Raw genomic sequence first — 15,331 nt, 5'->3', positions numbered from 1 at the left:
ACATGAAAAGCTGCGTGCGCCACGCCTTGCTGATAGTCGCTGTTTTGTTGGCGCCCATGGCCTTCGCCGGCACCGTTCTGGAAAACCCCTTGTGGCGGGTCGAACTCGACCCGGCCACCCTCGCTGTCCGTGTCACACCCAGTGGCCAGCCGGCGGTGCAGGCCAGCCGTGGGGTTACGGCGCGCGCCGTCAGCCAGCTTACACACACTGCGCAACAGGCCAGTTGGCAATGGGATGACGGCGCCTTTCACGTGAGTGCGACCCTTGAGCAGCGCGACTTGGCGCTGTCCATCCATGCGCGGGAGGCCGGCGAGCTGCCGATCCTGTGGCAGCCGGCGAATGCCATGGGCAAGGGGCTGATGTGGCCGCTGGCCGAGGGGCATTACGTGCCCGCCGGTCACCCGGTGTGGAGGGCGTTCCTGCTGGCGCAGGGCGAGGTCAACACCACCCAGGACCTCAGCCTGCCGTTATGGGGTGTGGATCACGGCAGCTTCACCTTGAACTGGCTGCTGACCAATCCCTACAACAACCGTTTGCAGTGGCAGGCCGACGGCGACGGGCTGGCGTTGTCAGTGTCCCATGCGTTTACCCGCCTCGACCCATCGGCCCCCATGACCCTGCGCCTGCACCTGGGCGCCGCCGACCCATTGGCCGGCGCCAGGCGCTATCGCCAATGGTTGGTCGAGCAGGGCCACTATGAACCGTTGGAGGACAAGCTGCGGCAAACACCGCAAGCGCAAAAGCTGCTGGGCGCCAGCCATGTGTACCTGTGGGGCAATGACCTGTTGGCCGCGGATGATGTGCGGGACTGGCCGAAGTTGCTTCAGCTGCTGCGCAATCATGAACTCAAGGGGCTGTTGGACAAGGAGGCGACGCAACTGCTGACGCAAAAAAGCCTGGCCAATCGCTACGAGCAAACGGTGCTGTTACGCGGGCTTAATGCGGCGATGAACAGGAAGGCCCGGCAGAGTTGGCAGCAAGTCGAAGAGCCCGACATGCAGCGACTCGCCGCCCGCTACGGCGAGTTGCGTGGCGAATGGGCGGTGGCGTTTGCCGGCGCGTTGAGTGATACCCCTGAAACCTGGGGCAGCCAGGCTGTGCAGGCATTGCGCGGCGCTGGGTTGCCGCGTTTGCTGCTGACCCTGGGCGAAGGCTGGGAAGGCGGCCTCTGGCACCCGGAAACGATTCGTGCCGGGGTCGACGCCGGCTACTTGGTGGCGCCCTACGACTCCTATGAAACCGCCTTGTCCGCCACCGAAAACCCGGACTGGACCACCGCCCACCTGGGCCTCCGGGCCCATCGCGACTGTGCCATCGTGCTGCAGGACGGCAAGCTCAAGACCGGCTTCCAGCAATCCGGCCACTACACCGACCCGCGCTGTGTACGACCTTTGCTGGAGGCCCGGGTGAAGGCCGTGCAAGCCCAGGCGGGCTTCAACGCCTGGTTCCTCGATGCGTACGCCACCAGCATGCTCTTCGACAGCTACCGTGACGGCGCGCCAATGACCCAGGCACAAAATGCCGAAGGCAATATCGATGCGGCCCGCTGGCTCAATACCGTACTCAAGCTGCCCGCCGGGTCGGAAGACGGCAATGCCGTCACCGCCCAGGGCATCCTGTTTGCCCATGGCATGCAAACCCCGGTGATCGGCTGGGGCGATCGTGAGATGACCCAAAACAAGCAGTCACCTTATTACGTGGGCAACTGGTACCCGCCGGAGCAGCCGGCGGTGTTCTTCAAACCGGTGCCGTTGAACGAGCCGTTTCGCACGGTCTACTTCGACCCGACGCTGCGCCTGCCGCTGTATCAGGCAGTGTTTCACGGCTCGGTGATCACCACCCATCATTGGCTGTTCGACAGCCTCAAGCTGAGCAATGTGCGGGCTGAGAGCGAGCTGGCCCAGCTGCTGTACAACGTGCCGCCGCTGTATCACCTGAGTGCGGCGACGCTCGACGAGCGGCTGCCGGTTATCCAGCGCCAGGACAGCTTTTTTCGGCCACTGCATCAGCGCCTGGCCACTCAGGCAATGACTGGGTTTCGTTGGTTGACGGCGGACCGGCAAGTGCAGGAAACCACCTTCGCCGATGGCACGCGCTTGGTGGCGAATTTTTCCGCCAGCCAAAGACAAGGCTACGCCGCGCACAGTGTCACGGCCTGGATCGAGGGTGAAAAAGCGCTGGTGTATTCGGTGAATTAGCCTTTGCGCCACACGCTCGCCAGCCAGGGCTGCTGATCCCGAGGCAACCCGGCCGGTCGATAATAGTGCTCCAGCTCTTCGAACCCGGCCGCTGTCAACAACGCTTGCCACGCCGGCAGGTCGTGATATGACCCATATCGCGGCCCATTCCAGCCCTCCTGGTTTTCACCTCGTGGGTTGGAGCTGAACAACACGCCTCCAGGTTTCAACGCCCCGTGCAATTGCTTGAGCACCCGTGGCAATTCCTGCTTGGGGATGTGAAACAGCACCGCATTGGCAAAGACACCATCGAAGCGTTCGGCGGGCAGATCCAGCTTCAGGAAGTCCTGCTGCAGCACCTCGCAGCCACTGTCCTCGCGCGCCATCTGCGCAAACCGTTCGGAGCCATCCAGGCCTACGGCGATATGCCCCATACGTGTAAATGTCTGCAAGTCGCGCCCCGGCCCGCAGCCGAAATCCAGCACGGTGAATGGCGCCGTGCCCTGGATATGCCGCAGCAAGGCGTCGATGTTCTGGCTGACGTCATGATCGCGAGTGCCTTCGCGAAAATCCTCGGCCACCTTGTTGTAATGGCCGAGGGTGGTGGCGGTGATCTGGTCGAGGGCGTCGGGGGCGAGTTTCATGGCTGGGCTTCAACGGCATGGAGGAGAGGCAGACTATACGCCATGCGTTGGGGATAAATAAAAAAGCGGAACAGATCAACTAATCTGTTCCGCCAAAGTGGATCTGAACGTTTAAACGTATCGCGTTTTATGAGAGGCGAGTCACTTTGGCGTTTGACACGACGTAGTCATTGCCGCCAGCGGTGGGTTGACTGTTGAAGAGCATGAAATCCATGCTCTGAGTATTGGCAATGAACTCACCGCTCATCGTGATCGTCGTCATCGAGGAGAGATAATAATAGTCCGTGAGCGGGCCTTGGTTTGTATGCAGAGAGAGGATAGGCAGCGCGAACCTACCGTCTACCCTCATGGCGTCCATACTGAACCGGTAGGTTGATCCTATTTTCATGTTGTTAAATGACTTTCTAATTATCATTCCCTGAGAGCTTTCGCTGTAGGTATAGTTTAATAAACCTTGTGGCGAGAAACTTAGATCCCGGAAGTCCGCCGCAAAGGATTTCCAGCCATTCATCGACGAGTTTTGAAAGGTTGTGATATCGCTGGCAAGTGTTGGCACATTGATGATGGTGTATTCGGTGAGTGGGAACTGAACTGTCGTCGGGCTATTAAAGATGCCATCATGGGCCGATTCCACGTCCAGCATTAACCGACCATTGTTGCTTAACGTCAATAACCAACTGTTCGGTACCGGGATATTTACCAACCCGTTGGTAACTTCGTTGGCAGTGATGGGGTAGTTGTCCAGCACTTTGAGCGGGAGCACCCCATCACTATGGGCGGTGATGGTGAGTCGCTGGCCAACCTTGCTCAAGCGCCACGCCGGCAGTGACAACGTCGACGTGGTGAAGTTGTCCAGGTTTTGCTGCCCGCCATTGACGACTCGGTTGAGCAGTGCCTGTGGCAGGTTTGCCTCTGGGATCGTTTGCACCGTCAGTGTCTGGACGTCTGACCAGACCACTTTTGTGCCACTGGTTGACGAGTATTGCAACGTGATGGGTTTACCCACACTGGCGCTGAGCACTGCCCGAGAGACAGGAAAGTCGACTCTTCCCGTAGCCAGGCCGTTTCTCGCAGCGATCGTGGCATTTGTGCCGTCCGGGAAACGCCAGAGCAAGTTGATGGTTTGGGCGGTGGTCATGCCTGGGTAGGTAACGGTGACAGAGGCGGTATTCTCGTAGATGAGTGGGTCAATACTGAGCGCAGCCACCTTCTGATTGGCAAACGCGGGCGCCGGCAGGGTGCTGGGCAACGTCTGGATAACATAGTCACGCGTGGTAAAGGGTACCGCCGTGTCCGTACTGGGGACTTGTGCATAACTGACTGAGAATGTCAGGAGCAAGTGCGAGTTGTCCTGGAGCCCTGTCAATTCCTGCGCCGGTACAAGTGCGGAAATGCCGTTGGCGGCCTCGTCTGCGGTAAGCACGTGGGCGTTGAAGATTACATTTTCGTAGGGCGTACCATCGGCATTCGTGCCTCTGAGTGTTCCCCAGATGTACTGGTTTACAAAGATAGAGTCCCATCTATCAACCTTGAAATAGGCGTCTCCTGTAATTTCGTAGACAGGCAACGACCCAAGTTCATAGGCGTTGATTGTTGGAGCCCGCATACCGGTAGGGGGCAACAGCCGCAGATCACGCGAGACGGAGGTATAGCTGAAAGGCCCCCGTGTAAAGTAGTAGCTGACCGTAATCGTGTTGCCACCCGCACGAAGGGCTTTGGCAATAACCTCGGGTGGGATGGGCGCCTTGACGATAGTGGCCTTCGAGTTGCCTGGCACTTGCACTTCAATAGTGCTAATGCCAAAAGCGCCCTGCCAAACGGCGAAGATTTGATCGTCGTCCCGCGACTGCCGAATGTCCATCTCAATGGTTGCACCCTTGGTCACGTTTTTGGGGTCGATTTGATCTTGAAGCGGGCTGGCCTCAATCACTCTGGGAATCCCCAGCCTCACCGCCTTGCCGACGCTGATGTAACGCACCTCGGAACGCAAGATCCGTGGGGGGCGCGCTGTGGGGTCTGTGACGCTGTAGGTGACGCTGATGATGTTTTCGTTATTGTTGTCCAGCACCAGCCGGGGCACCGGGATGCCCACGGTGGGCAAGGCACTGCCTGCGTTCGTCGTTGTGATAGGAAAGGTTCCGCTCGCGGAGCCTGCCTGGTTCTGCCCTATCACACTCCAGCTCACCACATTGCCTGCGACCGTGCCCGTGTAAGGCACATAGATCGTCAACTCGGGGTCTTTCATTTCGGCCGGGTCGATATTGTCATCTACTGCCCCTTTAACAGTCGGGGCGGCCAATACAGGGTCGCGCACGCCAATCTGAGCCGTGAGCACCTTCGACTTGCGGATGGCAGGTGCACCCTCCCTGCCTTCGTTCGTGGAGTAACCAATTTCCAGGAAGCCTTGGCCCCTGAATCTTTGCAGGTTCGCAACGGTCACACGCCGAATACCACCCTGAGGCCCTGCCAATTGCGTTTCGGTGTACGGCGCAAGGCCGCCCGCGCTTACCACTGGCGTCATCGAAAACGTTTCCGTCCAATTCGGGTTGTGGGGCTGGTAGGTCGGGATTTCTGCGGACAGGTCTGCGATGGCTTCAATCAAGCCCGACTCGATCTGGGCCGAGATCACGGGTGGCATCAATACCTGGCTGCCCACGACCCTGACCAAGGTGCTCGCCGATTGCCCCTTCAATACTCCTGCGCTGGTCAGCCATTGGAAGGACATCCGGAACATCCCGCCCGTCAGCGAGTTGATGAGCTCTTTATCGACATCAATCTTCACACGCCCCAAGTTAGTGTCGGGGGCGAGAGGAAAAACTTTGACCCAAGGGGTACCGTTTGCCGGTGTGATTTCAAAAGTGAGTTTGACCTGGTGGGGGGGCCTGGGGGCGACCCTGGCACGATCTACAAAGGCATAAACAAAGAAGCTGGAGGTGGAGTCGGTATCCAGGTCGACCTGAGTGACTTCTAAGCCTTCAGTATCGGGCGGAACCGCCACCATAAAGGCCGGAGGGGAGAGAAGCGTTTGGTCCAGCTCACTTCGCAACTCGATAGGTTTTGAATACGGGTACTTACCCCCTGCTTCGTTGCCCACCACGTCTTTGCAGCTGAAGAACACCTGCACCGATCCCAGTTGGGTGGCATTGAGGATAATGCTCTCGGGGATCTCCACGCGGATCGGCCCGGCCCCGGCAGCCTCGGCCGGGCTCACGATATGGGGGACCCTTATGCCATCAAACCAGATTGTGATTTCGTCGTTCTGGCGGCAGTTCAAATACTTGTCGATCAGGCAAGTAAACCCGCCTGTCGGGTCTGCAATGGTGTCGCCGTCAACAATGGGCTCGCCGGTTGCGGTGTATATGATCCGCATCACCAACTCGCTGTGCCACGGCTCCAGTACCCTGCGATCGTCTCCGCCGGGCCGCGTGGTCTTGATCAGAATTTTTTGCGTGATAGACCGGCTGGCCTGGCCGCTGCCGATACGTACCACCCGGCCAAACATGTCGACGTTACCCTCTGGAAGGTCCCGCGCAGGAACGACCAAAACGTACCGGGACACTTCGTCCTCTACGTTGTCGATCTCGAGAGAGGCGATTGGACGGTCCAGGTTCCCAATGCGCCAGCCCATGTAGTCACCTCTGTTGGCGCCGGGCCATCGTTCGAAATACATGCTAAGGGAGGGGGACACATGACGGATGTTAAGGCCGTAAACGGCCGCTTCGGGGTACAAGGTGTTGCCCAGCGGCACGGATTCAGCTGGATAGGGTGGTGGTTCGAGGTCAATGGGTTCGGTAGGCATGGTCATATTCCTTGCAAAGTGAGGGCGTGGGGAAAATGCACGCAGGGCAAGGTAAATAAGACGCCTGGGGGGAAATCGACGTCTACCTGTGAGAATTGACAGTTCCGATGAGCGGCGTAGCTCGTGATGTGCTCCCCGAGCGGGGAGCAGCGAAGGTCTTCAGCGTTTGTTAAGCACCCGTGCCAGGCGATCACCGCCCAACTGGATCACCGCTACCAGAATCACCAGCAGCACGATGACCGTCAGCATGATCTGCGTATCGAACCGTTGGTAGCCATACCGGTAGGCAATGTCCCCCAACCCGCCGGCACCAATGGCCCCGGCCATTGCCGATGAGTTGATCATCGTCACCAGGGTAATCGTGAACCCGCCGACAATTCCCGGCAGCGCTTCCGGCAACAGCACATGCCAGACGATATGCCAACGCCGGCAGCCCATGGCCTGCGCGGCCTCGATCAAACCGTGGTCGACCTCACGCAGGCTGACTTCAGCGATCCGCGCAAAGAACGGCGTGGCGGCGATGGTCAGCGGCACCACGGCCGCCCACACGCCATAGGTGGTGCCGACGATCAACCGGGTGAACGGGATCAGCGCCACCATCAGAATCAGAAACGGTATGGAGCGGAACAGATTGACGAACGCTCCCAGCACCCGGTTCAGCGCGGGCGCCTGGTAGATGCCGCCCTTGTCGCTGGTCACCAGGAACACTGCCAGCGGAATCCCGACCAGCAACGCGATCAGCGACGACACGCCAACCATCAACAAGGTGTCGATGGCGCCCTGTAATAAACGATCAAACCACATAGCCCAGCACCTCTACCTGTTGTGCCCAATTCCCGGCGCGGTTGCGCAGCTCCTCGGCGCTGTGGGGTGAGCCGCTGACCGCCAACAGCAGTTGCCCCAGGGCGTGGCCCTGAATCCGCTCCACACCGCCTTGCAGCAAGCGCACGCGCCCGCCGAGGGCAGCGAACAGCGCGGCCAGGTCGGGTTCGTCGGTGTCGCTGCCGGTGAACTGCAAACGCAGCACTAGCGCCGCGTCCGCCGATTCAGGCGTGGGTTGCAAACGGCTTTGCAGTTCGTCCGGCAGCCCATGTTGCAGCGGCGCCAGCAGGGTTTTGCTGACGGCGTGCTGCGGGTTGCCGAACACCTGCCACACCGGGCCTTGTTCGACGACACGCCCGTGTTCCAGCACCACCACGCGGTCGCAGATTTCGCGGATCACCGCCATTTCATGAGTGATCAGCACAATGGTCAGGCCCAGGCGCTGGTTGATCTCGCGCAACAGGCCAAGGATCGACTGTGAAGTCTGCGGGTCGAGGGCCGAGGTGGCCTCGTCGCACAGCAGAATCTGTGGGTCATGCACCAGCGAACGGGCGATGCCCACGCGCTGTTTCTGCCCGCCGGAGAGCTGCGCCGGATAGGCCTTGTGCTTGTCCTGCAAGCCCACCAGTTCCAGCAGTTCGCGCACTTTTTGTTCACGCTGCAGCTTGGGCACGCCGGCGACTTTCAGCGGCAACTCGACGTTCTGCCACACGGTCTTGGCCGACATCAGGTTGAAGTGCTGGAAGATCATGCCGATGCGCCGCCGCAACGCCACCAGGTGGTCTTCGTCGAAGTCGCCGATGTCGACCTGATCGATCAGCACCCGCCCGCTGCTGGGTTGCTCCAGGCGGTTGATGGTGCGGATCAGCGAAGATTTACCGGCGCCGCTGCGGCCGATAATGCCGAATACTTCACCGTGCTGAATCGCCAGGTCGATGCCTTGCAAGGCATGCACGTTGCCGTCGTAGGTTTTGCCCAGGTTGATAAAACGCACATGGGCGCGGTTCAAGTCCGGATGCAGTTCTGCCTGCTCGGCGTCCCTGGGCGGCAAGCCCAGGTCGCGCAGTTGAGAGTGGGCGGCGGTCATTTTTTATCTTCCCAGCCCACTTGGTAGAGCTTGCCGAGGGATTTATCCAGGGCCGCGCGCACCACTGGCGAATGCTGGTAGATGTCGACGAACTTGATCACACGCGGGTCGGTTTTGCTTTTGGGCTGGATCACGAACTGGATCACGTATTCCGGATGGTCGAGGCCGTCGAACAGCAATGCCGATTCCGCATCGAAGGTCTTGGACAGGCGGATATACGCCGGGTAGCCCTGTACTCAGGTCGGCGTCGTCATAGGCGCGCACCAGTTGCACGGCCTCCACTTGCAGGATTTTGATCTTCTTCGGGTTGGTCACGATGTCTTCTTCCGTGGCCTTGTAGCCTACGCCCGGCTTGAGGGTGATCAGCCCAGCCTTGGCCAGCAATTGCAGGCCGCGACCGCTGTTGATCGGGTCATTGGCGATCGCTACGCTGGCGCCTTGGGGCAGGTCATTGATGCTTTTGTATTTCTTCGAATACAGTCCGACGTTGTTGATGATGCCCGGCGCGTACGGCACCAGGTCAAAGCCGGCGGCGGCCTTGGCGTTTTCCAGGAACGGGATGTGCTGGAAGTAATTCACGTCGATATCACCGGCAGCCAGGCTGACGTTGGGCGCGATCCAGTCGGTGAACTCCACCAGTTCGACTTTCAGGCCCTGCTTGCCGGCTTCAGCCACGGCGGCTTCCAGCGGGATCGCAAAGGCCGCAGTGGTGCCGATTTTCAGTGGGGCGTCGGCGGCAAATACCACCGAGCTGAACAATCCAAAAGCCAGGGCCAGTGCTTTGACTGGGTGGGAGAGCAGGGTCTTTTTCATTATCGATTTCCAGTCATAAGGTGTAGTTATTTAACAACTCGATCAACTGTGGGAGCAGGCAAGCCAGCTCCCACATTTTTGGTTCAGTGTCGGTAGGTAGATCCGGTGTGTTGTTCGGGTAGACGGGCGCTGCGCTGGAAGACTTTTTCGCGCAAGGTGCCGGTCTCATAGGCGGTCTTGTACGACCCGCGCCGCTGCAGCTCCGGCACCACCAGGTCGATAAAGTCCACGTAGCTTTCCGGGGTGACGATGCGCGTCAGGTTGAAGCCATCCAGGCCGGTTTCGCTGACCCAGGATTCCAGCTCGTCCGCCACCTGCTCGGGCGAACCGACCAGGGTGATATAGCGCCCGCCCAGGGCGTGTTGCTCCAGCAATTTGCGCCGGGTCCAATCGTTGTTCTGCAGGTTATTGGTGGCCGACTGGATCGCGTTGCTCTTCACGTACTGGATCGGTTCGTCCAGTTCGTATTGGGCGAAATCGATCGCCGTGGACGCCGAGAAGTGCGCCACGCCGGCTTCCGGGCTGGCATAGCTCAAGTACTCGGCGTGCTTGGCCCAGGCCAGTTCCTCGGTGGCGCCAACGATCACGTTGAGGCCCATGAATACCTTGATGTCATCCGGGTTGCGCCCGGCCTCGACCGCGCTGGCGCGCACCTTGTCCACCTGCACTTTGGTCGCAGCCTTGTTCTGCCCGCTGATAAACACGCACTCGGCATGCCGCCCGGCGAACAGCAAACCCCGCTCTGAACTGCCGGCCTGAAACAGCACCGGCGTGCGCTGCGGCGACGGCTCGCACAGGTGATAACCCTCCACCTGGTAAAACTCGCCCTGGTGCTCGACCTTGTGCACCTTGCCCGGCTGCGCGTAGACCCGCGCTTGTGGGTCGTTGAGCACCGCGTCGTCTTCCCAGCTGCCTTCCCAGAGTTTGTAGAGCACTTGCAGGTACTCATCAGCCTGGTCGTAACGGCGGTCATGTTCGACCTGCTCGGTGAGGCCCATGGCCTTGGCGGCACTGTCGAGGTAGCCGGTGACAATGTTCCAACCCACGCGGCCACGGCTCAGGTGATCGAGCGTGGACATGCGCCGGGCGAACAGGTACGGCGGCTCATAAGTGAGGTTGGCGGTGAGGCCGAAGCCGAGGTTCTTGGTCACGGCTGCCATCGCCGAGACCAGCAGCAACGGGTCATTCACCGGCAGCTGGATCGACTCTTTGAGCGGCACGTCAATCGAGTGCTGGTACACGTCATACACGCCGACGATATCGGCGATAAACAAACCGTCGAACAGCCCGCGCTCCAGGGTTCGCGCCAGTTCGGTCCAGTATTCGATGGTTTTGTACTGGGTGGACGTGTCCCGTGGATGCGTCCACAAGCCGTGGTTTATGTGCCCGATGCAGTTCATGTTGAAGGCATTGAGCAGGATCTTTTTCTTAGCCATCAGAGAGTGCCCCGCAGTGGCGGGTTTTCATCATTGAGGTAGTAATTGCCCACTGCGTGATACTTCCAGCGCACCGGGTCGTGCAGGGTGTGCACGCGGGCGTTGCGCCAGTGGCGGTCCAGGCCGTGCTCGGCCAGGGTCGCCTGGCTGCCGGCCAGTTCGAACAGGGTGCTGCCGGCGGCCAGGGAAATCTCGGTGCTCAAGGCGCGCACTTCGGCGACGGCGATGGAGGCTGCCGCGACGGTGTCGGCCGTGCTGTCGGCCTGGGCGCGGTCAAGGCATTCGCCGGAGCGTTCCAGCAATGCTTCGGCGGCGTGCAGGCGAATGCTCAGGTGGCCAAAGCTCTTGAGGGTCAGCGGGTCTTCGGTGGCTTTGTCGTTGCCGGAATCGATCCACGGGCGGGTCTTGGTGCGCACAAAGTGCAACGCGTCTTCGAAGGCGGCGCGGGCGATGCCGGTGTCGATGGCAGCGTGAAGGATCTGCGCCAGCGGGCCGACCGTGGTCGGGCGTTCGAAGGCGCTCTGGAACGCGATCACGTCGTGTGCGGCGACCCACACGTTATCGAACACTACTGAGCCGCTGCCGGTGGTGCGCTGGCCGAAACCGCTCCAGTCGTCGATCACGCTCAGACCTTCGCTGTCGCGGGGCACAAACGCCAATTGCTGCACGCCGTGTTCATCCACCACCGAGGTGGGGATGCGCTGGGCGTAGATCGCGCCGGTGGCGTAAAACTTACGGCCGCTAATGCGAAAGCCGTCGCCGTCGCGAGTGATGGACGTCACGCGGTCATGCGCGGTTTTGGTGCCCAGTTCCGCCAAGGCGTTGCCGAAACGCTGGCCGGCCAGCACCTCGGCGTACAGACGTTGTTGCTGGGCGGGGCTGCCGTTTACGCGCAGCACTTCCAGGGCGTAAAAATGATTTTGCGGGATCTGGCCCAACGAGGCATCGGCCTGGGCGATAAGTGCGATGACCTTGGCCAGGGTGACGTTGGACACCCCGGCGCCGCCGTACTCCTTGGGCACGCTGATGCCCCACAGGCCGGAGCGCGAGAACACGTCCAGTTCGGGCAGCGGCAGGCGGCGCTCGCGGTCGCGCTGGGCGCTGTCGCGGCGCAAGTCTTCAGCCAGGTCGCTGGCGACAATAAGGGCTTGTTCGTCGCTGGTGATGACCGCGACGTTTGCAGAGAAAGTCATGTGTGTTCTCCAGATGTCTGGTCGGTCAGATCCAGGAATGCCGAGCTGGCAATGTGCCGTTCAAGCGATAGGCGCCGATAGCGTGATACTTCCAGCGCACCGGGTCGTGCAAGGTGTGCACCCGCGCGTTGCGCCAGTGGCGGTCGAGGTTGAATTCGGCGAGGGTGGCGCGGCTGCCGGCCAGTTCGAAGAGCTTCTCGCTGACCAGCAACGACACTTCGGTGGTCAGCACTTTTGCCTCGGCCACGGCAATTGAGGCACGGGCGGCGGACTGCGCGGTGATCGGCGCGGCACTCACCTGGTCCAGCACCTGGCCGGCCTTGCGCAACAGCGCCTCGGCGGCGTGCAGTTCGATTTTCAGCTTGCCGATATCGGCAATCACATACAGGTCATCGCTGGCGCGCTCGACCTTGGCGTCGATCCACGGGCGCGAGCGCTCACGCACGAAGGCGATAGTGTCATCCAGCGCGCCACGGGCGATGCCGGCGTCGATAGCCGCTTGAATCAGCTGCGAGACGGCGCCCTGGATAGTCGGGGTTTCGCCGATGCGCCAGTTTTCGATGACCAGCTCGGTGTCTACCGGCACACGGTCCAGCAGCACGGTGCCGCTGGCGGTGGTGCGTTGGCCGAAGCCGGACCAGTCATCGACGATGCGTAGCCCTTCGGTGCCACGACGCACAAACGCCATGACCTGCTTGCCTTCATCGTTAAGTGCTTTAACCGCGACCCAGTGGGCAAACAGCGCGCCGGTGGAGTAGAACTTCTGGCCGCTGATGACATAACCGTCGCCTTCGGCGGTAATCCGCGCCTTGAGCTCCAGGGTGTTTTTGGTGCCGCGTTCCGGGCCGCCATTGCCGATGCGCCAGCCGTCGAGGACGCTCTGGAACAACTGCTTTTTCTGGCGTTCGGTGGCGGCGCCCTGCAACAGGTGCAGGATGCCGAAATGGTTCTGTGGGATCTGGCCGAGGGCCGGGTCGGCCGCGCTGATGATCGCGAACACGTCGGCCAGGGTCACAAACGAAACCTGTGGGCCGCCGTACTCGCGGGGAATGGAAATACTGCCCAGCCCGCTGCGGGTGAACTGTTCGATCAGCGCCCACGGCAGCTTGCGTTGCTGGTCGCGCTTGGCGGCTTGCAGGCGTGCGGCCTGGGCCAGCTCGCGGGCGGCGCCCAGCGCGTCTGTGTCGTTGCGCAGCACGGCGGCCGGCAACAGCAGGGGGGCTACGTCCAGATCACTCTGGGGGGGTGTTAGAGCCAAGTTAGACATCAGCGCCGCTCCTTGGCTGCACGTAATGCCCTGGCGTTGTGCACCGGGGTAATTCTGACCATACCGACCTCGCATTCAATGAAATAAAAACAGAAAAATCAGTGATGTCCGGTGGTCCGGTGCATATACCCTAAGCGTGTTAAATATTTAAATAAACTAACTTTTGGGAATATGCATAGAAGGTCTGTCACCCAGGTTCACAGGGCGAACCGAGGGGGCGCGGTTGATAGGTCTGCGTGGCAACGGCCGGGCGGGTGGTGGCTGCAGCCGCAATCCTTAACGTGCGGGCCGGCGCCCAGCGCGACGTGTTGCCGACGCAATCGAGAATGCAGTACGTGACCTCCAGCCGGCAGTCGTCGCCAGCGTCGACAATCACCGCTGGCGGCACCCACACCTGCACCGTCAGGCCCACACTCCTGGCCTGGATTTTCGGCAGGTCCATGCGCACATCACCCCAGCGCAGGGTGATCGCATCGCCGGTGGTCATGTTCGCGTAGGGCTCGATGGTCAGGGGGATACCGCGCCGGACCTGGCTGCTGTTGACGCCATAGCGGCGGATCGTCTCCGGCAAGTTCACGGGGGCAAGGTTCTGGTTTTCGTCGTTGTACAGGTCCGAAGGCCCGCCGCCAGGGCGGTTGGTTTTGACTCGCACCTGCGTCACAGCCGAGCGTGCTGGGGCGTGGCCGATCTGCATGACCTGATAGTGAACCCGCGCCGGACCATCCTGTACAAAACTTCTCCGGTACGCGCAGGCGCGTGGGGGTGCCGGCTTTGCCCGCCGTGACCCGCCGTGAGGCGGCAAAGCAGTTGTTCCAGAACAATTCGATCACGTCGCCTTCATCCATACCCGGATAAGGCGCGATGTCGACCTGCAGGTGAGTGGCGGCCAGGGCATTGATGCCGTTTCGAAGGGCCTGAGGCAAAGTCGGGGCGGTGAGCATGCGCGTCATAAGTAATCTCCTTGATGCAGCCAGCAGCAATCGTTCCGACCCCTTGGCGCAGGTGTGCGTTGGGGGCCGAAATGAACGATTCAGTGAATAGCCGGGATAGGATCCAATCCTCTGGGTGCTAGATAAGAGGGTTGGCCCACGAGCGTCAATGGCGGCAAAGGGCTAAACGGCGAGTTGGCGCAGATTCAGAAAGGGCTGACGAGGAGGGGGATTTTAGGGGGTGTGCGGCGGGGAGTTTTACAGGTGCGGGTGAGGACGTCTTGTAGGAGCAGTAACGTGTGGCGAGGGAGCTTGCTCCCGTTGGGCTGCGTAGCAGCCCCAAAATCTGGGGAGCGCTTCGCACTCCAACGGGAGCAAGCTCCCTCGCCACATTTAAGCGTGTTTTGCAGAGGGGGTCAGTGAGCGAGGAATTTGCTCAGGAACTGCTTGGTACGTTCTTCCCTGGGGTTGGCAAACAATGCCTTGGCTTCGCCTTGCTCCACGATCACGCCCTTGTCGAAGAAGATCACCCGGTTGGCCACATCCCGCGCAAAGCTCATTTCGTGCGTGACGATGACCATGGTGCGGTTTTCTTCGGCGAGGCTGCGAATGGTCGCCAGTACTTCGCCCACCAACTCCGGGTCCAGCGCGGAGGTGGGTTCGTCGAACAGAATCACCTCGGGCTCCATCGCCAGCGCACGGGCTATCGCCACGCGCTGTTGCTGGCCGCCGGACAAACGACGTGGGTAGGCGTCTTCCTTGCCCGCCAGGCCGACCCTGGCCAGCAGCTTGCGACCCAGTTCGATGGCCGCCTCGCGTGGCATCTTCTTGACCACGATCGGGCCTTCGATGACGTTTTCCAGTGCGGTGCGGTGCGGGAACAGGTTGAAGTTCTGGAACACAAAACCCACGTGCTGGCGCAAGCGCCGCACCAGGCCCTGTTGCTGGTTGAGCGGTTTGCTGCTGTCGATCTCGATGTCACCGACCTTGATACGGCCGCTGGTAGGTTCTTCGAGGAAGTTCAGGCAGCGCAGGAAGGTGGTCTTGCCGGAACCGCTTGGGCCGATGATGGCGACCACTTCGCCTTCCTTGACCTCAAGGTCGATCCCGTTAAGCACCACCTGACCCTTGAATTGTTTGGTCAGTTTTTCAACCACGATCATG

At 60.7% G+C, this 15,331-nt stretch carries 9 protein-coding genes and 2 pseudogenes; 1 reads left to right on the top strand and 10 read right to left on the bottom strand.

Annotated elements, in window-relative coordinates:
• Positions 1-2 precede the first annotated feature (2 nt).
• Positions 3-2,198, top strand: a complete 2,196-nt coding sequence (locus LRS56_25350; protein ID WDU62059.1) for a hypothetical protein — start codon at positions 3-5, stop codon at positions 2,196-2,198.
• Here the strand turns inward: LRS56_25350 and LRS56_25345 are convergent.
• The 10 genes and pseudogenes from LRS56_25345 to yecC all read right to left on the bottom strand — a co-directional run bounded on the left by LRS56_25345 (position 2,195) and on the right by yecC (position 15,330).
• Positions 2,195-2,821 (bottom strand): methyltransferase domain-containing protein, encoded by a 627-nt coding sequence (locus LRS56_25345; protein WDU62058.1) that lies wholly within the window; start codon positions 2,819-2,821, stop codon positions 2,195-2,197. The two genes, LRS56_25350 and LRS56_25345, sit on opposite strands and share 4 nt — an antisense overlap.
• A 127-nt stretch (positions 2,822-2,948) precedes the next feature.
• Positions 2,949-6,620: a YncE family protein gene (locus tag LRS56_25340; GenBank protein ID WDU62057.1), complete on the bottom strand. Its 3,672-nt coding sequence runs from the start codon at positions 6,618-6,620 to the stop codon at positions 2,949-2,951.
• Positions 6,621-6,779: 159 nt separating this feature from the next.
• Positions 6,780-7,424: an ABC transporter permease gene (locus LRS56_25335; protein ID WDU62056.1), complete on the bottom strand. Its 645-nt coding sequence runs from the start codon at positions 7,422-7,424 to the stop codon at positions 6,780-6,782.
• The gene (locus LRS56_25330) at positions 7,414-8,529 is read right to left on the bottom strand and encodes an ATP-binding cassette domain-containing protein (GenBank protein ID WDU62055.1); all 1,116 of its coding nucleotides are present in this window, start codon (positions 8,527-8,529) and stop codon (positions 7,414-7,416) included. The genes LRS56_25335 and LRS56_25330 overlap by 11 nt, the downstream gene beginning before the upstream one ends.
• A pseudogene (locus LRS56_25325) lies at positions 8,526-9,342 on the bottom strand (MetQ/NlpA family ABC transporter substrate-binding protein). Before LRS56_25325 ends, LRS56_25330 begins: the two are co-directional and overlap by 4 nt.
• A gap of 83 nt (positions 9,343-9,425) precedes the next feature.
• The gene (locus tag LRS56_25320) at positions 9,426-10,778 is read right to left on the bottom strand and encodes an LLM class flavin-dependent oxidoreductase (protein ID WDU62054.1); all 1,353 of its coding nucleotides are present in this window, start codon (positions 10,776-10,778) and stop codon (positions 9,426-9,428) included.
• Positions 10,778-11,971, bottom strand: coding sequence for an SfnB family sulfur acquisition oxidoreductase (locus tag LRS56_25315; GenBank protein ID WDU62053.1), 1,194 nt, complete (start codon positions 11,969-11,971; stop codon positions 10,778-10,780). Before LRS56_25315 ends, LRS56_25320 begins: the two co-directional genes overlap by 1 nt.
• A gap of 25 nt (positions 11,972-11,996) precedes the next feature.
• On the bottom strand, positions 11,997-13,238 hold the full coding sequence (locus LRS56_25310; GenBank protein ID WDU62052.1) for an SfnB family sulfur acquisition oxidoreductase: 1,242 nt from the start codon (positions 13,236-13,238) through the stop codon (positions 11,997-11,999).
• A 187-nt stretch (positions 13,239-13,425) separates the two neighbouring features.
• Positions 13,426-14,188: pseudogene (locus LRS56_25305) on the bottom strand (hypothetical protein).
• Between the two features lie 395 nt (positions 14,189-14,583).
• The gene (gene yecC, locus LRS56_25300; GenBank protein WDU62051.1) at positions 14,584-15,330 is read right to left on the bottom strand and encodes an L-cystine ABC transporter ATP-binding protein YecC; all 747 of its coding nucleotides are present in this window, start codon (positions 15,328-15,330) and stop codon (positions 14,584-14,586) included.
• Between the last annotated feature and the right edge of the window lies 1 nt (position 15,331).

The organism is Pseudomonas poae, assembly GCA_028869255.1.
Taxonomy (GTDB): domain Bacteria; phylum Pseudomonadota; class Gammaproteobacteria; order Pseudomonadales; family Pseudomonadaceae; genus Aquipseudomonas; species Aquipseudomonas poae_C.
This window is presented reverse-complemented; position numbering and strand designations above follow the sequence as displayed.